Source organism: Leifsonia sp. NPDC058292 (genome assembly GCF_042880955.1).
Lineage (GTDB): Bacteria > Actinomycetota > Actinomycetes > Actinomycetales > Microbacteriaceae > Leifsonia.
In genome coordinates, this window is record NZ_JBHVYL010000003.1 from 108957 (window position 1) to 131564 (window position 22608).

The following is a 22608-nucleotide window of genomic DNA, read 5'->3' on the forward strand; positions in this document are numbered from 1 at the left end:
TGCCCCAGCTCGCTTGTCGGGATGCCTCTGCTGCACCCTCCGCGACCGTCACAACACGGTGATCGCGGTTGCGCGCCAGCGCGCCTCCGAGCTCTCGAGACGGATCGCGACCGCGCGGGAGCGGGCCGGCTGGTGAACCATGACCACGGCCTCGACGACGCCGTCGACCGGCTCGGTCACCCGCGGCTCGCTGATTGTCAGGCGTGGCCGCTGAGCGACTGCGCCGGTGATCGCGCGAGAACGGGCCGCGATCGTGACGCGGCGCAGCAGATTCAGATGCACTTCGTCACTCACCCACCGCGAGAGTTGATCGAGCTGCCGCACGCCGGCGAGGATCTCGATGACGCACCGAGCGAGGTTGACCAGGAGCGGCACTGGGGAGCCGGGTTCACCGTGCGGGGCGGTTCGAGCGTCGAGGTCGATCACAGCGGCGCTCTCTGCTCGCGATGGCTCGCTCGTCGCCGGCCGGAGCTTCGGCGGCGTGACGTGGCGCCAGCGGCGCTGACTGGACGGCCTGGTCGCGATCGTCGTCTCGGAGTCGCGGACGTCGAATTCGAGCGCTGTGCTCATTGATCTTCCCCTCGGTGCTGCGCCGTCTGGGACGGCGGGTGGTGCGGCTTCGACCGGGAGGAACCTTCCCCGTTCCTGTCGGACGTCGCATGGTTGTCACTCAATCAGCGGAGCCGGAGGGAGTCCAGGGCACCAACGCCGTGTGGATAACTTCCGTCATCGTTTTCCGTCTTGCCTAGACTGGTTCCGTGTCGACGCTCAGTGATCTCGTGCTTGCCCAGGGCCGCTCTTCGGAGGCCGATGTCGAATGGCTGCACGGTCTGGTCGGCGACTGGCAGCTCCTGGCCGATCTGGCGTTCGCCGACATCGTGCTCTGGGTGCCGACCGACGACGGCAGCTTCGTCGCTGTGGCTCACGCGCGCCCGTCGAGCGCGGCGACCCTCTTCTACCGGGATTTCGTGGGCCAGCGCATCAAGGCGGAGTGGCGTCAGCAGGTCACCGAGGCCTACGAGACGAAGCAGATCATCGACACGTCGGCTCCCGACTGGTTCGAGGAGACCCCGACCAGGGTGCGCGCCGTTCCGGTCATCCGTCGGCTCAATGTGCACTCGCCCGACACGGCGGAACTGCCCGTCGCCGTCATCACCCGGCACACGAACCTCAGCGAGACCCGCACCCCGGGGCGTCAGGAGCTGACCTTCAACGACTGCGCCAACGACCTGTTCAACATGATCGCGTCGGGCGACTTCCCCGATCTGGGAGCGCCGACCGGGCCGCGCCGGGGCGCTCCGCGCGCATCCGATGGCCTCATCCGTCTCGACGTCGACGGTTTCACGACCTTCGCGAGCCCGAACGCGCTGTCGGCGTTCAACCGGATGGGGTTCACCGAGGAGCTCGAAGGGGAGTCTCTGGCGACGGTGACGACGCGTCTGCTCAGCGGCCGGATGACGGTGGATGAGTCACTGCCGCTGGTCGTGACCGGTCGCGCTCCCTGGCGCACCGACATCGAGGCTCGCGGCGTGACGGTGTCGTTGCGCGCGATCCCGATCCGCAACCGCGGTGAGCGGGTGGGCGCGATCGTGCTCTGTCGCGACGTGAGCGAGCTGCGTCACCAGGAGCGGGAGCTCATCACGAAAGACGCGACGATCCGCGAGATCCACCACCGCGTCAAGAACAACCTGCAGACGGTCGCGTCCCTGCTGCGCATCCAGGCACGGCGGACGCACTCCGAGGAGGCGCGGGAGGCCCTCAGCCAGGCGATGCGCCGCGTCGCGGCGATCGCTGTCGTGCACGACACGCTGTCGACGGGTCTCGCCCAGATCGTCGACTTCGACGACGTCTTCGACAGGGTGCTGCTTCTCGTGGCCGAGGTCGCGTCGAGTCACAACACGACGGTGCACCCCAAATCATCCGGCAGCTTCGGATCTCTGCCGAGCGAGTATGCGACACCGCTGGCTCTGGCGCTGACGGAACTCGTGACCAACGCCGTCGAGCACGGGCTCGCAGGGCGGGAGGGGCAGGTGGAGATCATCGCCGACAGGTCGGAGGAGTCCCTCACCGTCAAGGTCGTCGACAACGGCTCCGGGCTGCCCGAGGGCAAGGTGGGCAGCGGCCTCGGAACGCAGATCGTCCGCACGCTCATTCAGGGCGAGCTCGGCGGAACGATCGACTGGCACACCATGATGGGCCAGGGCACAGAGGTGACGATCGAGATCCCGCTGCGCTATCTCACCAAGTCCTGACCAAAGAAGAATCCGAGGTCACCCTGCGCCCCCTCGTGAGCTAGGTGTGGAGGGGGCTGCAGAGGCCTCGGATGCGCAAGCGCGGCGACTAGGGGGCGCCGCGGCCGGAAGGCTCCGCGCTAGGAAGCGCGGCGGGCGCGAGCGGCGCGACGCTTGAGGGCGCGACGCTCGTCTTCGGAGAGACCGCCCCAGACGCCTGAGTCCTGACCGGTCTCGAGTGCGTACTGCAGGCAGATCTCGGTGACGGTGCACCGGGCGCACACGGCCTTCGCCTTGTCGATCTGGTCGACGGCGGGCCCGGTGTTCCCGACGGGGAAGAAAAGTTCCGGGTCCGCTGTGAGGCAGGCAGCTTTATCGCGCCAGTCCATGGGGGTGCTCCTTAATTGCTGTGTGCATGGCCGATCGGCCTAGAATGCGTGGTAAGCAGTCGAGCTACAGGGTTCATTGATCCGTGGGGATAGACCTGCCCACGACCCTGTGAGCGCTAACTCGACCTCAAATATGCTCCCATAGCCCTTAACATGAATCAATAGTTTTGTATGGGATAACGCTGTGAACACGAGTCGGAAACCCATGAATGATATAGTTCCGGCGCCCGAGAGGCGCTCATCCAGCCGGCCACCGCTCCTGATCGCACTCGCCGTCGTGCTGTTTCTCGAGAGCGCACTGGTCGTCTCCTTGACCGTGTGGCTGCTGATCGACCTGCTGACGGTGACGCCCCAGTCGTTCGCCAGCGCCATCGCGATCTTCGTGCTCGTCGCCATCGCGGCGGCCTGGGTGGTCGGCACTTCGATCGCCGTGCTGCGAGGACAGAGCTGGTCGCGGGCTTCCGCGGTGACCATCCAGATTCTGCAGATCGCCATCGCCGTCGGCAGTTTTCAGGGCATCTTCGCTCGTCCGGATCTCGGTTGGGCGCTGCTGGTGCCCGCGGTCGTCGGGGTGATCCTGGCTCTGTCTCCGCAGGTCATCCGCGCAACCACGCGCAACACGACGCAACACGACTAGGCGTTCTCGGGAACAAGTTTCAGACTCAGAACGTTATGCCCGACATCGTGTCTGAAATCTCTCCCGTCGCCCCCGCGCCCTCCGCCCCTCTTGCGTCCCCGCAGACCATCGAAGCCGCCCGCGCCGGCTATGACGCCTGGCGCCAGTGGCGCCTCGCATCGGTGGCCGGGCCCACCGGCAACCTGAGCCTCGTCGAGACGCGCTGGCTGGCGCCCGATGACGCAACCACGGTCGCCGACGCGCTCGTCGGCCAGCCGTCCACGGTGACCGCGACCGAGCTGTCGCGCACCGATCTCGAGACCGGCGCACCTCAGCGCGGACTGCGGTTGTGGGATGCGGACTCGCCGGCGATCCGCGCGTTCGACACGGTGACCGCTTTCCCGTTCGACCCCGACTGGGTCATCCAGGCCCGGTTCACTCCCGTGGCGTCCGACCGCACTGTGCCCTTCGAGCACATCCGGGACAACGGCGGCACGCGCGACCTGGTCGTGCCCGGCGACATCACCTTCAGCCGCGACGGAGTCGATTACACGCTGAGCGCGTTCGACGACGACGGCACCCTTCTGCTGGTCTTCGGCGACTCGACCAACGGGCACTCCGGCCCCGACGGCACATACGCCTCCGGGCGTTTCCTCTTCGTGACCCGCGACGGAGACGACGTCGTGCTCGACTTCAACCGCGCCTTCGTGCCCCCGTGCGGCTTCTCAGACCAGTACAACTGTCCGCTGCCGCCGCGCAACAACCGGTGCGACCTGCCCGTCGAGGCGGGAGAGAAGGTCGTCGTCTTCCGGTCCGACGCCTCGGGCCCCTCCGGTCACTGACCAGCTGCACCACAAACCCCCACACAGCACACCCAGGAGAACTCTGTTGAGAAAAACCCCGCTCATCGCCGTGCTCGCCACGGTCGTCGCGACCACGCTGGCTCTGGCCGGCTGCTCCGGCGGATCCTCGTCGAGCGGATCGGGCGCTGACGCGTCGATCGCCGTCGGATCGCTCTACGAACCGCAGAACCTCGACAACACCGGTGGTGGCGGCCAGGGCGTCGTGGAAGCGCTGAACGGCAACGTCTACGAAGGCCTGTTCAAGCTCACCGACGATGGCAAGGTCGAGCCGCTGCTCGCGACCGACTACAAGGCCAGTGACGACGGGCTCACCTACACGTTCACGCTGCGCGACGGCGTCAAATTCCACTCCGGCAAGCCTCTGACGAGCGCCGCGGTCAAGTCGAGCATCGAACGGGTCACCGCGCCCGACTCGCAGTCGGCCCGCAAGTCGCAGCTCGACGTGATCTCGAAGATCGACACCCCTGACGACAAGACGGTGGTCATCACTCTGAAGAGCCGATCGATCTCGCTGCCGTACAACCTGAGCTACGTGTGGATCCTCGGCCCTGGCACGTCGAACTACAAGACCGCGGAAGACGGCACCGGCCCCTACAAGCTCGGCACCTGGAAGCGCGGAAGCTCGCTCAGCCTCGAGCGCTGGAGCGGCTACTGGGGCACGAAGGCGAAGAACAAAGAGGTCGTGTTCGACTACTTCACCGACGCCACCGCCCTGTCGAACGCCCTTCTGACCAACCAGGTCGACATCGTGACGAGCATCCAGAGCCCGGATGCGCTGACCCAGTTCGACGGCAACGGCGACTACAAGATCAGCAACGGCAAGTCGACAACGAAGGAGCTTCTCGCCTTCAACGACAAGGTCGCTCCGTTCGACAAGGCCGAGGTTCGCAAGGCGGTCTACTCGGCGATCGACACGAAGAAGCTGCTGCAGTCGATCTGGGGCAAGTACGGAACGCTCATCGGTTCCATGGTTCCGCCGAGCGACCCCTGGTACGAAGACCTCACCAAGGTGAACCCGTACGACGTCGCCCTGGCCAAGAAGGAGCTCGCCGCGTCCGGCCTGCCGAACGGTTTCACGTTCACGCTCGACACTCCGACGTACGACCCGCACCCGGCTGTCGCCGAGTTCTTGAAGAGCGAGCTCGCCAAGGTGGGCATCACCGTGAACATCAACTCGATCTCGGCCGACGAGTGGTACTCGAAGGTGTTCAAAGACCACGACTTCCAGGCGACGCTGCAGGAGCACGTGAACGACCGCGACGTGGTCTGGTACGGCAACCCCGATTTCTACTGGGGCTACGATAACCCGCAGGTCGCGACGTGGGTGAACGAGGCCGAGCAGGCTTCGAGCACCGACGAGCAGACGGCGAAGCTGAAGCTGGTCAACGAACAGATCGCGAAGGATGCGGCCAGCGCCTGGCTCTACCTCTACCCGCAGATCGTCGTCGCATCGCGCTCGGTGAGCGGATACCCGGTGAACGGGCTGAACTCGCAGTTCTTCGTCTACGACATCACGAAGAAGTAGTCCACAGGGCGCACTTCTCCACAGTGTGTTCGGGGGGCCGCTCGACGGCTCCCCGAACACCTACGCTTAACAGATCATGACCAAGTACATCCTGCGCCGCACCGCGTTCCTGGTGGTGTCGCTCGTGCTGGCCATGATCGTGCTCTTCCTCCTGCTCCGGGTGCTCCCGGGCGACCCGTCCAACGCGCTCCTCTCGATCAACGCCACTCCCGAGCAGATCGCGGCGGCGCAGAAGCAGGTCGGCAGCGACCAACCGCTCCTGGCGCAATTCGCCTCCTGGTTCGGCGGCATGCTGAGGTTCGACCTCGGCGAGTCGTTCATCACGTCGCTGCCTGTCGGTCCTGAGATCGCATCGCGGCTGGCCGTGACCATCCCGCTCACCCTGCTGTCCTTCGCGCTCGCCCTCGTGCTGGCGCTCGTGATCGGCTTCGTGGCCGCGTGGAAGGCCGGCACCTGGTACGGCATCGCTCTGTCGGCCATCTCGCAGCTCGGAATAGCCGTTCCCGTGTTCTGGGTGGGCATCCTGCTCGTGAGCGCGTTCTCGATCAACCTGCGCTGGTTCCCATCGGGTGGCTTTCCGCGCGACGACTGGGCAGACCCCGCGGCCGCCCTCACGTCTCTCGCCCTCCCGGTGATCACGGTGGCCATCGTGATGAGCGCATCCATAGCCCGGTATGTGCGCAGCGCGACGCTGGATGTGATCGGCAGCGACTACCTGCGCAACTCGCGGGCCCTCGGGTCGAGCTTCGGCCAGGCGATGTGGCGGCACGGGCTGCGCAACGGAGCGGTTCCCGTGATCTCGATCCTCGGCATCGAACTGGCGACGACCTTCCTCGGCGCTGTGGTCGTCGAGAGCGTCTTCACCCTTCCCGGCCTCGGCAGCATGCTCTTGCGCGGAATCTCGCAGCACGACTATCCGAACATCCAGGGCATCCTGTTCGTCAGCACTCTCGCGGTGCTGCTCATCGGGTTCGCGGCCGACATCCTGCAACGCGTCATCGATCCGCGCCTGCGGCACAGCATCTCGGGCAACCGATGAGCGCGATCGTGGACCAGGCCGCCGGCCACGCCGGCCCGCCGCAGCCAGACGGTCGCGCCGCGGCTCCGCGCGCCCGTCGACGTCGCTCGGCGACACTCACGATCGGGCTGATCCTCGTCGGCATCATCGTCGTGATAGCCGTCGTGTCGTTCTTCTGGCTGCCCTTCGCACCGAGCGACATCTCCGGCGGCAGGCTGGAGCAGCCGGGAGCGACGCACTGGCTCGGCACCGACAAACTGGGGCGCGACCTCACCACCCAGCTGATGACCGGCGCAAGAATCGCGCTGGCGGTCGGCATCGGTTCTGTCGCGATCGGCGCCGTCATCGGCATCACTCTGGGGCTGCTCGCCGCGTTCGCCTCGGCCTGGCTCGACGACACCATCTCCGCTGCCCTCGACATCCTCATCGCGTTCCCGACGCTGCTGCTCGCGATGCTCGTCGTCGCAGCGCAGGGAGCATCGCTCGGCACGGCCATCCTCGCGATCGGCCTCGCCATGTCCGCCGTCGTCGCCCGCCTCACGCGCGTGCTCGCCAAGCGCGTGCTCTCCCAGCAGTACGTGACGGCCGCCCGCACCTCGGGCACCGGTTGGCTCGGTGTGATCGGCCGGCACATCCTCCCCAACATCTGGCCCACCCTCAGCGTGAACCTCGCCCTGCAGTTCGGCGTGGCAGTGCTGGCGGAGGCGAGCCTGTCGTATCTCGGTCTCGGCGCACCGCCGCCCAACGCATCGTGGGGCAGGCTCCTTCAAGAGGCACAGGGCACGGTCGCGGTGGCTCCCGTCGGAGCCATCGCGCCGGGCGTCGCCCTCGTCGTGCTCGTCATCGGTGTGAACCTCGTTGCCGACGGGCTTCGGGATGTGGCCGACCCCACCCGCCGGGGGTCACGATGAACGCCGCTGAGACGACCACAACCGACACCGTGACCCCGGGCTCCGCACCCGTGCTCGACGTGCGCGGCCTGAGCGTCGCGTCGGGTGACGGAACGCGACTCGTGCGCGACGTGTCGTTCCAGGTCGCGCCGGGGGAGCGGCTCGGCCTGATCGGTGAATCGGGCTCCGGCAAGTCGCTCACTTCGTTCGTCGTCACCGGCCTGCTGCCGTCGGGCCTGGTCGCGACGGGGAGCGCCGTGCTGGACGGCGTCGAAGTGATCGGCGCGCGCGAACGCGATCTCGTCGATCTCCGGGGCCGCGTGGCCTCGGTGGTCTTCCAAGAGCCGCTCACCGCCCTCGACCCCTTGATGCGCCTCGGCAAGCAGGTCGCCGAACCGTTGCGCAGGCACCTCGGCCTGCGCGGAGCGGCCCTGCGCGAAGCGGTGCTTCAAGCGCTCGCAGAGGTGCGATTGCCCGACCCGGAGCGCATCGCACGCGCCTACCCGCACGAGATCTCGGGCGGGCAGCGTCAGCGCGTCGCCATCGCCGCCGCTCTCGCCTGCCGGCCGAGACTTCTGATCGCAGACGAGCCGACGACCGCTCTCGACGTGACCGTTCAGGCCGAGGTTCTCGCCCTGCTCGACTCCCTGGTCGTTGAGCGGGGGATGGCGCTCGTGTTCGTTAGTCACGACCTCGCGGTTGTTTCCAAGATGACCGATCGCGCCATCGTGCTCCGTGATGGGCGCGTCGTCGAGCGCGGAACGATGGCGCAGTTGCTCAGCGTGCCCTCCGACCCGTACACGGTCGAACTCGTCCGGAGCGCCCGCGAGCTCGACGCGGCTCTGGAGGTGTCGTGATGGCCGTGCTCGAACTGCGTGACGCAGGCTTCACCTACCGTCGCAGCGCGAAACCCGCGCTGGAGAACGTGTCGTTCGCGATCGAGGCCGGTCGCAGTGTCGGTCTGGTCGGCGAGTCGGGCGCGGGCAAGACCACGGTGCTCTCCCTCCTGCTCGGGCTGACCGCCCCGACGAGCGGTGCGATGCTCTTCGACGGGGTGCCGCTCGACCGCCGCGACCGCAGGCGCATGCGCGAGTTCCGCCGCAGCGTTCAGACGGTGTTCCAAGACCCGTATTCGTCGCTCGACCCTCGGCAGAACGTCGATCGCATCGTCGGCGAACCGCTCCGCTCGCTCGGGGTGGCCTCAGGCGCGGCAGCGGCGCAGCGCGTCGCCGAGGCCCTCCAGTCCGTCGGTCTTCCCGCCGACGCAGCCCGCCGGTATCCGCACGAATTCTCCGGCGGGCAGCGCCAGCGCATCGCGATCGCGCGCGCCGTCGTGGCGCGCCCGCGCATCCTTCTCGCCGACGAGCCGGTCAGCGCGCTCGATGTGACCACCCGCATCCAGATCATCGAGCTTCTCGCCCGACTCGGAGAGCGCGAGGGGATGACCGTGGTGATGGTGTCGCACGACCTCGGTGTGGTCGCGGCGCTGTGCGAGCAGACCGTCGTGCTGCGAGGCGGCCGAGTCGTGGAGCAGGGGGACACGCGCGCCGTTCTGGGGTCTCCCGCCGATCCTTACACCCGCACGTTGCTCGACTCGGTTCCGCGGCTTCCCGCGGAGCGCTAGCGACGACAGCCGGCGTCGGGTCCGGTCGCCGCGCGCACGTACGAAGCCGCGCCACGGTGATTCGCGTGGCGCGGCGACCGAAGTTCGTGTGGGCTAACCGCGCGGCCAAACGGGCAGCACGTCGCGCTTCCAGGTGGCGTTCGTCACGCCCGCCCAGGCCGTGTATAGGGCTGCCGCGGCCGTTGCGATGCCGAGCCAGCCGCCCACCCGGGTGAAGCCGACGAGGGTGGTGAAGTCGCCGATCGTGAGAGCGGCGAACGTGAGGGTGAGGAGAACGAAGACGGTGAGCGTGGCGCCGTTGGTCTTCGCCGCGGCGACGGTGAGGAGCGCCGTGAGCACCAGCCAGACGACCAGGAACGTTCCGACGCCGGCCGCACCTGCCTTCTGTGCGACTTCAGGGTTCGTCTGCAGCCACCAGAAGGCCAGCCAGAACGCGCCGAACGACGAGAAGGCGGTGGCGCCGAAAGTGTTGCCGCGGGCGAACTCCCACATGCCTGCCGCAGCCTGGGTGAGCCCGCCGAAGAACAGGGCCATACCGATGACGGCGGCTCCGGCCTCTGGCACGATGCCGGCGTTCGCGAGACTCAGTATGAGGGTGGTGAGCCCGAAGGCGCTGAGCCCGAGCGGTGCGGGGTCGGCAAGGTTGGTGGATGTGCTCAACGTGTACTCCTTCATCGGTACTGCGACTTCGTCGTCGCAGTACCGACTTTAGGATGAGTCATCCAAAATTGTAAATGTTTGTATTTCTGCCGGTTCAGGCGTCGAGGCCGAGCTTCTTGCGCAGGCTCGCCACGTGGCCGGTCGCTTTGACGTTGTAGAGCGGCAGACGGATGCTCCCATCGGGATCGATCACGAACGTCGAGCGGATGACACCGGTGACCGTCTTGCCGTAGAGTTTCTTCTCGCCGTAAGCGCCGTATGCCTTGTGAACGGCCAGATCTTCATCGGACAGCAGTGGGAAGTTGAGGTGCTCCTGCTCCTGGAACTGCTTGTTCTTGGCCGGCGCGTCTTTGGAGATGCCGATCACCTGGTATCCGGCCGCAGCGAGCGAATTGAGGTTGTCGCGAAAGTCGCAGGCCTCTTTTGTGCAGCCCGGCGTCATGGCAGCCGGGTAGAAGTACACGATCACTTTCTTGCCGGCGAAGTCGCCGAGCGAGACGTCGGTTCCGTCTTGATCGGTCAGCGTGAACGCGGGGGAGGCGGTGCCGGCTTCGAGCTTGATGTCATCCATTTCCCCATTCTCTCAGCGACGCTCGCCCGAACCGCCACCGGATCCCGGAGCCGTCGCGAACGTCGCGAGCAGCCGCTGCAACGAGTCGAGTCGCACGCGGCCCATCTCGCCGAGCCTGCCGCTCTCGACCGCCTCCACGATCGCGCAGTCGGGGGCATCGGGCAGGTGCGTGCATCCGCGCGGGCAGTCCTCCGAGAGCTCGGCGAGGTCGGTGAACGATTTGAGGATGCTGTCGGTGTCGATGTGCCCGAGGCCGAACGACCGCACGCCCGGGGTGTCGATGACCCAGCCGCGGCCTTCGCCGTTCTCGACCCGCAGCGACACGGTCGACGACGATGTGTGCCGCCCGCGGCCGGTCACGACGTTGACGTGCCCTGTCGCGCGCTTGGCGCCCGGCACGATCTCGTTGACGAGCGTCGACTTGCCGACGCCCGAGTGGCCGACGACCACCGTGTCGTGGCCGACCAGGGCGCTCTTGATCTCATCGACCGGGATGTGGTCTTCGCGACTCGTGAAGACCGGGAGGTCGAGCCCGGCGAAGTTCTGGAGGAAGGGCGAAGGGTCCGCCAGGTCGATCTTCGTCACGCACAGCATCGGACTGATCCCGGCGTCGTAGGCGGCGACCAGATAGCGGTCGACCAGGCGGGTGCGGGGTTCGGGATTCGCGGCCGCGACGACGATGAGCATCTGGTCGGCGTTCGCGACGATGACGCGTTCGACCTCGTCGGTGTCGTCGGCGCTCCTGCGCAGCAGGGTCGTGCGCGGTTCGATGCGGACGATGCGCGAGAGGGTGCCGTCGTCTCCGGACGTGTCGCCGACGACCGCGACCCTGTCGCCGGTGACGATCGCGTGCTTGCGCAGTTCGCTGGCGCGGGTCGACGTCACCTGGTGCTCTGTGGGGGTGTTCTCGTCGAGGAGCACAGTGTAGCGACCTCGATCGACGCCGAGCACCCTGGCTATCCGTGCGTCCGCGTGCTCGGGACGCTGCTTGCTGCGCGGGCGGTTGCCCTTGGGGTTGGGACGGGATCGTATGCTCGACTCGTCGTATGCGTCGAGCACATCCTCATCGTCGTCTTCGTCCGCCCACCACGACATCTATGCGGTGCCTTCCTCGACCATCCGCTGCCACAGCTCGGTGAACTGCGGCAGGGTTTTGGCGGTCGTGGCGACATTCTCGATCTCCACGCCGGGAACTGCGAGGCCGATGATCGCGCCGGCGGTCGCCATCCTGTGGTCCTCATAACTGCGCCACACGCTGCCGTGAAGGGGCTTCGGCTCGATGCGGAGCCCGTCGGGCAGCTCGGTCACCGCGCCGCCCAGGCCGTTGATCTCGGCGGCGAGGGCCGCCAGGCGATCGGTCTCGTGGTGGCGGATGTGGCCGATCCCGGTGATCTCGCTCGGACCGTCGGCCAGAGCGGCGATCGCGACGATGGCGGGTGCGAGCTCGCCACCGGTGCTGAGGTCGACGGTGATGCCGCGGACGGAGTCGCCCCCGGTGACGGTGAGGCGATCACCGTCACGCGTGACGGTGGCTCCGAAGAGCGGAAGCAGGTCGGCGAGGTCGTCGCCCACCTGCGTCGTTGCGGCGGGCCAGCCTGAGATCGTGATGGAGCCGCCAGTGACGACGGCAGCGGCAAGGAAGGGAGCCGCGTTCGAGAGGTCCGGCTCGATGTCGACGTCTACCGCGCGGATCGAGCCGGGCGCGACGATCCAGTGGCCGACCTCCGGCGACTCGACGACGACGCCGCGTGCTGCGAGGCTCGCGATGGTCATCTCGATGTGGGGGAGGCTCGGCAGACGCTCGCCCGAGTGGGTGAGGTCGAGGCCGTTCTCGAAGCGGGGCGCCGACAGCAGCAGCGCGCTCACGAACTGGCTCGACGACGAGGCGTCGATCGAGATCGCCCCTCCGGCGACACGGCCCGTGCCGTGCACCGTGAAGGGCAGGGAGCCGCGGCCGTCGTCGTTGATGTCGACGCCGAGGTCGCGCAGCGAGGAGATGATGGACCGCATCGGCCGCCCGCGGGCTGAATCATCGGCGTCGAACATCGTCGGGCCGAGCGCGAGGCCGGCGACCGGGGGGACGAACCGCATCACCGTTCCGGCCTGGCCGCAATCGATGGTGGTGCTTCCGAAGAGTTCCTCCGGCGGCGTCACGAGCAGGTCTGCGCCGAACTCCCCGCTGCCCGGCTTCTCCTCGATGCCGACGCCGAGGGAGCGAAGCGCCGCCACCATGTTGGTGGTGTCGCGCGAGTGCAGAGGGGCGCGCAGCAGCGACGGACCGTCGGCAAGCGCCGCGAGCACGAGTTCACGGGCCGTCAGCGACTTCGACCCCGGAAGGGAGACGGATGCGGTCAGCGCGCCGGAGGCGACGGGCGCGGGCCACAGGGTGGTCGGCTCGTCGTGCGTGTTGTCGCCGTAAGGATCGAACTCGGGCGCGGAATATTTCGAGATGAGCATTGTTGTCAAGATTATCCGCGTTTGAGACCGAAGGAAGGACCGTCGTGGCATCCACAGCTGTTCTGGACTCTCCCAGTGCCGGCGCACTGGCAGAACTAGACTGGCCGGTGATGACCACCACCGACGACACCTCTCCCGACGAATCAGTCGCTCAGCAAGACGAGACGACTGCGCTCGGTTCGCTCTTCGAAGAGCAGGCCCTCCAGTACATGGATCAGCTGTACGCGGCCGCACTTCGCATGACCAGAAATCCCGCCGACGCGCAAGATCTGGTGCAGGAGACGTTCGTGAAGGCCTACGCGGCGTTCCGCCAGTTCCAGCAGGGCACCAACCTGAAGGCCTGGCTGTACCGCATCCTCACCAACACGTTCATCAACACGTATCGCAAGAAGCAGCGCGAGCCGTACCAGGGGGCGATCGACGAACTCGAAGACTGGCAGCTCGGTGGCGCCGAGTCGTTCACGTCGTCGACCACCCGGTCGGCCGAGGCCGAAGCGATCGACCACCTGCCCGACAGCGCCGTCAAAGACGCGCTGCAGGCCATCCCCGAGGATTTCCGGATGGCCGTCTATTTCGCCGACGTCGAAGGATTCTCCTACCAGGAGATCGCCGACATCATGAAAACCCCGATCGGCACCGTGATGAGCCGCCTCCACCGCGGCCGTCGCATGCTGCGGGAACTTCTCACCGACTACGCGCACGAACGAGGGCTCTCCGCCGTCCGAGCCCCCGCCGTGCAAACCTCCAGGAGCAAGAAATGACCGACTGCGGCTGCGAGAAAGCCAAGCAAGATCTCGAGGAGTACCTTCGCAACGAGCTCTGCAGCGAAGACGCTACAGACATCCGCGAACACCTCGCCTCGTGCGACGGATGCGCCGACGAGGCGCACCTGAGCGTCGTGCTCACCGAGGTGGTGCAGCGCGCCTGCAAGGAGACCGCTCCGGAGACGCTGCGCACCGAGGTGCTGCTGCGCATCCGTTCGATCCAGGCCACCCACTAGGCATGAGGGCCGCCGTCGCGGCCTAACGCACCTGGTGCAGGAGGAACATGCCGCCGAGCGGGTCGTTCGCCTGCGCGAAGCGGCCGAACTCGCTGACCCAAGGGTCGCGGATGACCGTACCGCCCAGCTCGACCGCCCGGGCGCACGCGGTGTCGGCGTCTTCCACACCGAAGTAGATCGTCCAGTGCGACGGAACACCGTCGGGGAGCGTCTTGTCGGCGTCGAAGACGCCGCCGGCGGGTGAACCCTCCGGACCGAACGTCGAGTAGCGGAAGTCCGCCGTGTCGCCGAGCACCTGGGTCGACCAGCCGAAGACGGTCGTGTAGAAGTCGAGTTGGGCTAGGAAGTCGCGAGCATACAGTTCGTGCCAGGCCGGCGCTCCGACCTCCGCGACCGCCTCGAAGCCGCGGAAACCCTCCGGCTCCCAGATGCCGATCGCTGCACCGCCCGGGTCGGCGAGCACCGCCATCGAGCCGCGATCACCGACGGTCATCGTGGGTGCAGACACCTGGGCGTGCGAGTCGACGGCAGTGCGCTCGGTGTTCGCGGCGTCCTCGACGAGGAGATAGGTCGTCCAGGTGTCCCGCTGCATGTCGCCCATGGCCGACCCCATGCCCGCCACCGCTCGGCCGTTGGAGCGCATCGTGACGTAGCCGCCGTACTCGGGCGGCGCGACATCCGCCGTCCAGCCGAACAGCGACGTGTAGAACTCGCGAGACACGTCGAGGTCGCTGCTCGCGTAGTCGACCCAGCAGGGCTCGCCGAGGCGGTGGTTCGTCAGTGCGGTCATGCCCGCAGCCTACGACGGCGGACAGAACGTGAGAAGGGCCCCCACCACACGGTCGGGGCCCTTCTCACAGATGACGCGACTACAGCGACAGCGCGCGCTGGATGAGAACGCTCTGCTCCTGCGCGTGACGCTTGGCCGAACCGGCGGCGGGGGAGGCCGACGCGGGGCGGGAGATCACGCCGAGCGGGCGCGGCCCGAGCTTGGAGGTCTCCAGCACCATGAACGGCCACGCGCCCTGGTTCTCGGGCTCGTCCTGCACCCACACGAGTTCCGCGTTGGGGTACGAGTCGACCGTCGCCTTCAGCTCGTCGGCGGGCAGCGGGTAGAACTGCTCGACGCGAACGAGGGCGATCTCCGGGTTCGGGTTCTTCTCGAGCTCGTTCAGCAGGTCGTAATAGAGCTTGCCGGCCATGAGCAGCACCCGCTTCACCGCACCGCGGTCCTGGATGCGGGCGTCGTCGATCACCGGCTCGAACCGGCCGCTCGTGAACTCGTCGATCGAGCTGGACGCACCGCGCAGCCGCAGCATCGCCTTCGGGGTGAAAACGACCAGCGGGCGGCGCGGCCGCGCGTAAGCCTGGCGACGCAGCAGGTGGAAGTACGAGGCCGGAGTCGACGGACGTGCGACGGTCATGTTGTTCTCGGCACACATCTGCAGGTAGCGCTCGATGCGGGCGCTCGAGTGGTCGGGCCCCTGCCCCTCGTAGCCGTGCGGAAGGAGCAGCACGACGGAAGAGCGCTGGCCCCATTTCTGCTCGGCCGACGACACGAACTCGTCGACGATGATCTGGGCGCCGTTGGCGAAGTCGCCGAACTGTGCCTCCCAGAGCACGAGAGCATCCGCTCGCTCGACGGAGTAGCCGTACTCGAAGCCCATGGCCGCGTACTCGCTGAGCAGCGAGTCGTAGATCCAGAACTTGGCCTGGTTCTCGCTGAGGTTCGCCAGCGGCAGCCATTCCTGACCGTTCGCGCGGTCGTGGAGCACCGCGTGACGCTGCACGAAGGTGCCGCGGCGGGTGTCCTGTCCGGCCATGCGCACCGGGGTTCCCTCGAGCAGCACGGAACCCAGGGCCAGCAGCTCGCCGAAGCCCCAGTCGATGCCGCCGTTGCGGCTCATCTCGAAACGCTTGTTCAGCAGCTGCTGCAGCTTCGGGTGAACGGTGAAACCGGCGGGCGGGTTGTTGAAGGCGTCGCCGATGAGCTGGATGACCTGCTCGCTCACACCGGTGGTCTCCGGCTCGCCCGCACCCTCGTTCTGCTGAGCGGTGGGGAGCTCGAGGTCGGCGACCGTCTCGACGTCGCCGGTCACGACCGGAACGGAGTTGGTCTGCGCCGCGTGCGTCTCCATGAACGCGCGCTCCAGGCGGTCCTGGAAGTCGCGGTGCGCCTGCTCGAACTCTTCCTGCGTGATGTCACCGCGGCCGACGAGGGCCTCGGTGTACAGCCGGCGCACGGAGCGCTTGGCCTCGATCAGGTTGTACATGAGCGGCTGCGTCATCGAGGGGTCGTCGCCCTCGTTGTGACCGCGGCGGCGGTAGCAGACGAGGTCGATGACCACGTCGCGCTTGAACTCCTGGCGGTACTCGAACGCGAGCTGCGCGACGCGCACGACCGACTCGGGGTCGTCGCCGTTCACGTGGAAGATCGGGGCCTGGATGGTCTTGGCGACATCCGTCGAGTACACCGAGGAGCGGGACTCGCTCGGCGAGGTGGTGAAGCCGACCTGGTTGTTGATGTTGACGTGGATGGTGCCGCCGGTGCGGTATCCGCGCAGCTGAGACATCTGGAGGGTCTCGACGACCACGCCCTGGCCCGCCATGGCCGCGTCGCCGTGGATCAGGATGGGCAGCGTCAGGAACGTCATCGGCGGGCGCCTGTCTTGCTTGGCGCGCACGATGCCCTCCGTGACGCCGTCGTTGGCTTCGAGGTGCGAGGGGTTGGCCGCCAGATAGACGGGGATCTCTTCGCCGTTCGCGCCCTTGAAGGTGCCCTCGGTGCCGAGGTGGTACTTGACGTCGCCGGAGCCCTGAACCGTGCGAGGGTCTTGCGTTCCCTCGAACTCGCGGAAGATCTGACCGTAGGTCTTGCCGGCGATGTTGGTCAGCACGTTCAGGCGGCCGCGGTGGGCCATGCCGATGGCGACCTCGTCGAGTTCGGCCTCTGCCGCCCCCTGAAGGATGGTGTCGAGCAGTGCGATGGTCGACTCGCCGCCCTCGAGGCTGAAGCGCTTCTGACCGACGTACTTGGTCTGCAGGAAGGTCTCGAACGCCTCGGCCTCGTTGAGCTTGCCGAGGATGCGGAGCTGCTCGTCGTGCGAAGGCTTCTCGTAGCCGCGCTCCAGCTTGTCTTGGAACCACTTGCGCTGGGCAGGGTCCTGGATGTGCATGTACTCGACGCCGATCGTGCGGCAGTACGAGTCGCGGAGCACGCCGAGGATGTCGCGCAGCTTCATCTGGCGCTTGTCGCCGCCGAACTGACCGGTGACGAACTCGCGATCGAGGTCCCAGAAGGTCAGGCCGTGGCTCGCGATGTCGAGGTCGGGGTGTGACCGCTGCTTGTACTCAAGTGGGTCGATGTCGGCCATCAGGTGGCCGCGCACGCGGAACGCGTTGATGAGCTCCTGCACGCGGGCAGTCTTGTCGACGGCGCTCGCCAGGTCGACGCTGATGTCGGGGGCCCAGTGGATCGGGTCGTAGGGGATGCGCAGCGCCGCGAAGATGTCTTCATAGAAGTTGCGCTTGCCGATGAGCATCTCGTGCACGATCTTCAGGTATTCACCCGATCCCGCGCCCTGGATGACGCGGTGGTCGTACGTGCTCGTGAGCGTGATGGTCTTGCCGATCGCGAGGCCGGCGAGCGTCTTCTCGCTCGAGCCCTGGAACTCGGCCGGGTAGTCGAGGGCGCCGGCGCCGATGATGCAGCCCTGGCCCTTCATGAGGCGGGGAACGGAGTGCTCGGTGCCGATGCCGCCCGGGTTCGTGAGGGAGAGCGTCGTGCCGGCGAAGTCGGCGGCGGTCAGTTTGTTCGAGCGGGCCTTGCCGACGAGCTCCTCATAGGCGGCGAGGTACTCGCCGAACCCCATGGTGTCGGCGCGCTTGATGCTCGGCACGAGCAGCGCACGGGTGCCGTCGGGCTTGGGGATGTCGATGGCGATGCCGAGATTGACGTGCGCCGGAGCCACGACCGACGGCTTGCCGTCGACCTCGTCGTAGTAGACGTTCTGGCTCGGGAACTCCTTGAGGGCCTGGATGAGCGCCCAGCCGATGAGGTGGGTGAACGACACCTTGCCGCCGCGTGCGCGCTTCAGGTGGTTGTTGATGACGATGCGGTTGTCGATCATCAGCTTGGCGGGGATGGTGCGAACGCTCGTGGCGGTCGGCACGGTGAGGCTCGCATCCATGTTGGTCGCGAGGCTCTTCGACATTCCGCGAAGCGGGGTCACCTTGTCTTGCGGCTCCTCGGTGGAGCCGTCGCCCGAGGGCACGACGCTGCTGGGCGCGGTGACGGGCGCGTCTGCGGGAACCGGCTGCGGCTTCGGCGCGATGGAGGTGGTGCGTGCCACGGGCTGCGTGCCGATCGTCGAAACCGGCGCGGTGACCGGCCGGGACTCCTCCGCCGGTGCGGAGGCGCCGGGCTCGGCCGGCGACGGGACGGTGGGCTCGGTCGGCGCCGGCGGGTTGGGTTCGGTGGGCGAGGGGACGGTGGGCTCCGACGGGGTGGGGGCCGGGGTCTCATCCGGGGTCGGGATCGATGCCTGAGCGTCGTCTTTGACGGTCGGCTGGTAGCTCTCGAGAATCGGCCACCATGACTTGTCGACCGAGTTCTTGTCGACGATGAACTGCTCGTACAGTTCGTCGACGAGCCACTCGTTGGCTCCGAATTCGCCCGACGATCCGTCGTCGGTACCCACACCGGTCAATTGGCTCGACACAGCCGATCGCCCACTCTCTCCATTGATTTCGACTTGATCGGGCGGCTCGTGACCGCCCGCTACCATCCAGTGTTCAAGCCTAATCCCATCGGGCGCCGGGTGCGGGCGATCGGCTCGGAGGGATACCGTTATTCCCATGCAGTTCTATGGAACGACCCCGCGCCACGACCTCACATACTCCGACGTGTTCCTCGTTCCGTCGCGATCGTCGGTGACGAGCCGCCTCGACGTGTCGCTCGCACCCGAAGACGGCACCGGCGCGACCATCCCGATCGTGTCGGCGAACATGAACTCGGTGACCGGAAAGCGGCTGGCGGCAACCCTGGCCCGCCGGGGCGGACTCGGCGTTCTCCCCCAAGACATGCACCTCCAAGACCTCGACGACGCGATCCGCTGGGTGAAGGCACAGCCGGTGGCGTTCGACACCCCGTACGCGCTCGACCCGGAGCAGACGGTCGGGGATGCGCTGCGCCGCGTTCCAGCCGTCGAGGGCCAGGGAATCGTCATCCACGACGCCGACGGGCGCTACCTCGGCGCTCTCGCCGCGAGCCAGCTCGGCTCCGCCCTTCCCGACGCGCGCCTGGGCGACCTGCTGCACGGCGCGCTCACCTCGCTCGACGCCGAAGACATCACCGACGGGCGCAGCGCGTTCGACGTGATGAACGCCGCCGGGCTCGAGTTCGCGCCGGTGCTCGACCACGGCCGGGTGGTCGGCACCCTCAGCCAGCGCAGCGCGCTGCGCGCCACCATCTACACGCCGGCCGTCGACGCGCACGGCCGGCTGCGGGTCGCCGCGGCCATCGGCATCAACGGCGACGTGGCAGGAAAGGCCAAGGCGCTCGCCGCTGCCGGCGTCGACGTTCTGGTCATCGATACGGCGCACGGCGACCAGGAGGGGATGCGCAGCGCCATCCGCCAGGTGAGGGCGCTCGACCTCGGGCTGCCGATCGTGGCGGGCAACGTCGTCACCGAACAGGCGGTGCGCGACCTCGTCGAAGCAGGCGCGGACATCCTCAAGGTCGGTGTCGGCCCCGGCGCCATGTGCACGACCCGCATGATGACCGCCGTCGGGCGCCCCCAGTTCTCCGCGGTCCTCGAGACGTCGGCCGCGGCCCGCGAGCTCGGCGCGCACGTGTGGGCGGATGGCGGAGTACGGTATCCGCGCGACGTGGCGCTCGCGCTCGCCGCCGGCGGCGCCTCCGTGATGATCGGCTCGTGGTTCGCAGGAACCATCGAGGCGCCGGGGATGCTCGACTCCGACGCGAGCGGTGCCCTCTACAAGGAGAGCTGGGGCATGGCGAGCACGAAAGCGGTCAAAGGCCGGTTCGAGCGGCTCGACGCCTACGAGCTCGCGCGGAAGACCCTGTTCGCCGAAGGCATCTCGAGTTCGCGCATCTACCTCGACCCGCTGCGGCCGTCGGTGGAAGACCTGCTCGACATGATCACGACCGGCGTGCGCAGCTCGTTCACCTACGCCGGAGCCCGCTCGGTGCCGGAGTTCCACGAGCGCGCGCTGGTCGGCATCCAGTCGGCGGCCGGCTATGAAGAAGGCAAGGCCCTCCCAGTCTCCTGGTAGCGACGGGGCGGTATAGTTGGCGGGGAAATGGACGACCCTCCCTCTGCTGCCAGCCCATTCCTCCGCACTCAAGAGCGCGGTACCCCACTTTGCGGGGGTGACGACCGTGGCCTCTGAGTGGATCATGCTCGGCGTCGGCCTCCTGCTGACGGTCGGCACCGGCCTCTTCGTGGCCAGCGAGTTCGCGCTGGTGAACCTCGACCGCGGCGACCTCGAAGCCCGCCGGGCGCGGGGTGAGACGCGCCTGACGATGACCATCGCGGCGCTCAAGATCACCTCGACGCACCTCTCGAGCGCCCAGCTCGGCATCACGCTGACGACACTGCTCACCGGTTACACGATGGAGCCGGCGATCAGCGGTCTGTTGCGCGGGCCGCTGACGTCGACGGGCCTGCCCGACGGCGCGGTGGCGCCGATCTCGACCACGGTCGCCATCGTGGTGGCGACGCTGCTCTCGATGATCCTCGGCGAGCTCGTTCCGAAGAACTTCGCGCTCGCGCTGCCCATTGCGACGGCCAAGCTCGTCATCCCGTTCCAGACGATGTTCACGGTCGTCTTCAAGCCCTTCATCGCGCTCCTCAACGGCACGGCGAACGGCGTGCTGCGTCTCTTCGGCATCGAGCCGAAGGAGGAGCTCTCAGGGGCGCGCACGGCGGAGGAGCTGTCGTCTCTGGTGCGCCGCTCGGCCAGCGCCGGCGTTCTCGAGGAGGACACGGCGACGCTGCTGAGCCGCACGCTCGCCTTCTCCAGCCACACCGCGGCTGACGTCATGACACCGCGGCCGCGCATCGCGACGGTGCAGCGGGGCGAGCCGGCACAGGCCGTGCTCGACCTCGCCCGGCGCACTGGATACTCGCGGTTTCCCGTGATCGACGAGGACATCGATGACATCGCGGGCATCGTGCACGTCAAGCAGGCGGTCGCCGTTCCGCGCGAGCGGCGCTCCCGCGTTCCCGCCTCTGCCCTGCAGACGGATGCCCTGCGCGTGCCGGAGACGATGAACCTCGACACCCTGCTCGGCGAGCTGCGGGCCCGCGGCTACCAGATGGCTGTCGTCGTCGACGAGTACGGCGGAACCTCGGGAATCGCAACACTCGAAGACCTCGTGGAGGAGATCGTGGGAGAGGTGGCGGACGAGCACGACCGCACGCGTGCCGGCGTGGTGCGCGGGCGCGACTCGCTGACCTTCCCCGGAATCCTGAGGCCAGACGAACTGCAGGAACGCGCGGGCGTCACCGTTCCCGACGACGGACCGTACGAGACGGTGGCCGGCTTCGTGATGAACGAGCTCGGGCGCCTGCCGGTCGTCGGCGACGAGGTGCAGCTGCACGGTGGGACGCTTCGGGTGGAGCGCCTCGACGGACGGCGGGTGGACCGCATCCGGTACACGCCCGACCCGGAGATCGAGGAGGTGAGCGACCATGAGTGACTGGGCGGGAATCATCTGGCTCGTCGTGCTGCTACTCGTCAACGCGTTCTTCGTCGGCGCCGAGTTCGCCGTGATCTCTGCGCGTCGCTCACAGATCGAGCCGCAGGCCGAGCGCGGCAAGCGCAGCGCGAAGACGGCGCTCTACGCCATGGAGCACGCGACGCTCATGCTCGCGACGACACAGCTGGGCATCACGGTGTGCTCGCTGCTCATCCTGAACGTCTCCGAGCCGGCCATCCACCACCTGCTGGAGGGGCCGCTGCATCTGACCGGCTGGCCGGACGAGGTCATCGGCACGATCGCGTTCATCGTGACCCTGGTGATCGTGTCGTTCCTGCACGTGGTGTTCGGCGAGATGGTGCCGAAGAACCTGTCGTTCTCGATGCCAGACAAGGCTGCGCTGCTGCTGGCTCCGCCGCTCGTCGCGATCGGCCGGGCCGTGCGCCCGATCATCGTCGCGTTGAACGCGTCCGCCAACAGCGTGCTGAGGCTGTTCCGGGTGGAGCCGAAAGACGAGGCCGCAAGCACGTTCACGCTCGACGAGGTGGCGACGATCGTCAGCCAGTCGACGCGGGAAGGGGTGCTCACCGACCGCACGGGAGCGCTCACCGCGGCGTTCGAGTTCACCTCCAAGAAGGTGCGGGATGTGGCGGTCGGGCTCGACTCGCTGATCACGCTGCCCGTATCGGCGCGGCCGGTCGACGTCGAGCGTGCGGTGTCGAAATACGGGTTCTCGCGCTATGTCGTTCCCGACGCATCGGGTGAGCCGACGGGCTACCTGCACCTCAAGGATGTGCTCGACCTCGAAGAGACCGGATTCGAACTGCCGGTGCCGGCGAAACGCATCCGCCGCCTAGCGACGGTCTTCGCCGACAGCGACCTCGAAGACGCCCTGGCGACGATGCGTCGCTCGGGGGTGCACCTGGCGCGCGTCGTCGACGCCGACGGCACGACGACGGGAGTGCTGTTCCTCGAAGACATCATCGAAGAGCTCGTGGGAGAAGTGCAGGACGCGACCCGGCGCTCTTGAGGCCGAAG

The 22608-nt window shown here is 67.6% G+C and carries 21 protein-coding genes; 13 read left to right on the top strand and 8 right to left on the bottom strand.

Going from position 1 to position 22608, the window contains the following annotated elements; all coding sequences use genetic code 11:
- Positions 1–48 precede the first annotated feature (48 nt).
- Positions 49–570: an Rv3235 family protein gene (locus tag ACFVWR_RS03875; protein ID WP_387208172.1), complete on the bottom strand. Its 522-nt coding sequence runs from the start codon at positions 568–570 to the stop codon at positions 49–51.
- A 188-nt stretch (positions 571–758) separates the two neighbouring features.
- Between ACFVWR_RS03875 and ACFVWR_RS03880 the strand changes: the two genes are divergently transcribed.
- Positions 759–2252, top strand: coding sequence for a sensor histidine kinase (locus ACFVWR_RS03880; protein WP_387208174.1), 1494 nt, complete (start codon positions 759–761; stop codon positions 2250–2252).
- Between the two features lie 119 nt (positions 2253–2371).
- Here ACFVWR_RS03880 and ACFVWR_RS03885 read toward each other — a convergent pair whose 3' ends face one another.
- Positions 2372–2620 (bottom strand): WhiB family transcriptional regulator, encoded by a 249-nt coding sequence (locus ACFVWR_RS03885; protein ID WP_018190103.1) that lies wholly within the window; start codon positions 2618–2620, stop codon positions 2372–2374.
- A 205-nt stretch (positions 2621–2825) separates the two neighbouring features.
- On the opposite strand from ACFVWR_RS03885, the gene ACFVWR_RS03890 reads away from it, so the two are divergent.
- The 7 genes from ACFVWR_RS03890 (at position 2826) to ACFVWR_RS03920 (ending at position 9156) form a co-directional block, all read left to right on the top strand.
- Positions 2826–3257 carry a hypothetical protein gene (locus ACFVWR_RS03890; RefSeq protein ID WP_387208176.1) on the top strand — a complete coding sequence of 144 codons (432 nt, stop codon included), beginning with the start codon at positions 2826–2828 and terminating at the stop codon, positions 3255–3257.
- Positions 3258–3304: 47 nt separating this feature from the next.
- Positions 3305–4078, top strand: coding sequence for a DUF1684 domain-containing protein (locus ACFVWR_RS03895; protein WP_387208178.1), 774 nt, complete (start codon positions 3305–3307; stop codon positions 4076–4078).
- A 46-nt stretch (positions 4079–4124) separates the two neighbouring features.
- A complete protein-coding gene (locus ACFVWR_RS03900; protein ID WP_387208180.1) occupies positions 4125–5624 on the top strand; it encodes an ABC transporter substrate-binding protein in 1500 nt (499 codons plus the stop codon).
- Positions 5625–5700: 76 nt separating this feature from the next.
- On the top strand, positions 5701–6663 hold the full coding sequence (locus ACFVWR_RS03905; protein ID WP_387208182.1) for an ABC transporter permease: 963 nt from the start codon (positions 5701–5703) through the stop codon (positions 6661–6663).
- Positions 6660–7553: an ABC transporter permease gene (locus ACFVWR_RS03910; protein ID WP_387208185.1), complete on the top strand. Its 894-nt coding sequence runs from the start codon at positions 6660–6662 to the stop codon at positions 7551–7553. Before ACFVWR_RS03905 ends, ACFVWR_RS03910 begins: the two co-directional genes overlap by 4 nt.
- The gene (locus tag ACFVWR_RS03915) at positions 7550–8389 is read left to right on the top strand and encodes an ATP-binding cassette domain-containing protein (RefSeq protein WP_387208187.1); all 840 of its coding nucleotides are present in this window, start codon (positions 7550–7552) and stop codon (positions 8387–8389) included. The genes ACFVWR_RS03910 and ACFVWR_RS03915 overlap by 4 nt, the downstream gene beginning before the upstream one ends.
- Entirely contained in the window at positions 8389–9156 is a 768-nt protein-coding gene (locus ACFVWR_RS03920) for an ABC transporter ATP-binding protein (protein ID WP_387208190.1), read from the top strand. Before ACFVWR_RS03915 ends, ACFVWR_RS03920 begins: the two co-directional genes overlap by 1 nt.
- Before the next feature lie 93 nt (positions 9157–9249).
- Here the strand turns inward: ACFVWR_RS03920 and ACFVWR_RS03925 are convergent, their stop codons facing one another.
- The 4 genes from ACFVWR_RS03925 to aroA form a co-directional block, all read right to left on the bottom strand.
- Positions 9250–9816 carry an acetate uptake transporter gene (locus tag ACFVWR_RS03925; RefSeq protein WP_387208193.1) on the bottom strand — a complete coding sequence of 189 codons (567 nt, stop codon included), beginning with the start codon at positions 9814–9816 and terminating at the stop codon, positions 9250–9252.
- A gap of 94 nt (positions 9817–9910) precedes the next feature.
- Entirely contained in the window at positions 9911–10387 is a 477-nt protein-coding gene (gene bcp / locus ACFVWR_RS03930) for a thioredoxin-dependent thiol peroxidase (RefSeq protein WP_387208195.1), read from the bottom strand.
- Between the two features lie 12 nt (positions 10388–10399).
- The gene (gene rsgA / locus ACFVWR_RS03935; protein ID WP_387208198.1) at positions 10400–11482 is read right to left on the bottom strand and encodes a ribosome small subunit-dependent GTPase A; all 1083 of its coding nucleotides are present in this window, start codon (positions 11480–11482) and stop codon (positions 10400–10402) included.
- Entirely contained in the window at positions 11483–12844 is a 1362-nt protein-coding gene (gene aroA, locus ACFVWR_RS03940; protein ID WP_387208201.1) for a 3-phosphoshikimate 1-carboxyvinyltransferase, read from the bottom strand. It abuts the gene before it with no gap.
- Between the two features lie 110 nt (positions 12845–12954).
- Between aroA and ACFVWR_RS03945 the strand changes: the two genes are divergently transcribed.
- Together ACFVWR_RS03945 and ACFVWR_RS03950 are read left to right on the top strand one after the other, a co-directional pair.
- Entirely contained in the window at positions 12955–13605 is a 651-nt protein-coding gene (locus tag ACFVWR_RS03945; RefSeq protein ID WP_387208203.1) for a sigma-70 family RNA polymerase sigma factor, read from the top strand.
- A complete protein-coding gene (locus ACFVWR_RS03950; RefSeq protein WP_387208205.1) occupies positions 13602–13844 on the top strand; it encodes a zf-HC2 domain-containing protein in 243 nt (80 codons plus the stop codon). The genes ACFVWR_RS03945 and ACFVWR_RS03950 overlap by 4 nt, the downstream gene beginning before the upstream one ends.
- Before the next feature lie 22 nt (positions 13845–13866).
- On the opposite strand, the gene ACFVWR_RS03955 is transcribed toward ACFVWR_RS03950, so the two are convergent.
- Together ACFVWR_RS03955 and ACFVWR_RS03960 are read right to left on the bottom strand one after the other, a co-directional pair.
- Positions 13867–14634, bottom strand: a complete 768-nt coding sequence (locus ACFVWR_RS03955; RefSeq protein WP_387208207.1) for a VOC family protein — start codon at positions 14632–14634, stop codon at positions 13867–13869.
- A 79-nt stretch (positions 14635–14713) separates the two neighbouring features.
- Entirely contained in the window at positions 14714–18565 is a 3852-nt protein-coding gene (locus tag ACFVWR_RS03960) for a multifunctional oxoglutarate decarboxylase/oxoglutarate dehydrogenase thiamine pyrophosphate-binding subunit/dihydrolipoyllysine-residue succinyltransferase subunit (protein ID WP_387208209.1), read from the bottom strand.
- A 136-nt stretch (positions 18566–18701) separates the two neighbouring features.
- On the opposite strand from ACFVWR_RS03960, the gene ACFVWR_RS03965 reads away from it, so the two are divergent.
- The 3 genes from ACFVWR_RS03965 (at position 18702) to ACFVWR_RS03975 (ending at position 22600) form a co-directional block, all read left to right on the top strand.
- Positions 18702–20141, top strand: a complete 1440-nt coding sequence (locus ACFVWR_RS03965; protein ID WP_387208211.1) for a GuaB1 family IMP dehydrogenase-related protein — start codon at positions 18702–18704, stop codon at positions 20139–20141.
- Positions 20142–20265: 124 nt separating this feature from the next.
- Positions 20266–21570 carry a hemolysin family protein gene (locus tag ACFVWR_RS03970; RefSeq protein WP_387208316.1) on the top strand — a complete coding sequence of 435 codons (1305 nt, stop codon included), beginning with the start codon at positions 20266–20268 and terminating at the stop codon, positions 21568–21570.
- Positions 21563–22600 (top strand): hemolysin family protein, encoded by a 1038-nt coding sequence (locus ACFVWR_RS03975; RefSeq protein WP_387208213.1) that lies wholly within the window; start codon positions 21563–21565, stop codon positions 22598–22600. Before ACFVWR_RS03970 ends, ACFVWR_RS03975 begins: the two co-directional genes overlap by 8 nt.
- Positions 22601–22608 lie beyond the last annotated feature (8 nt).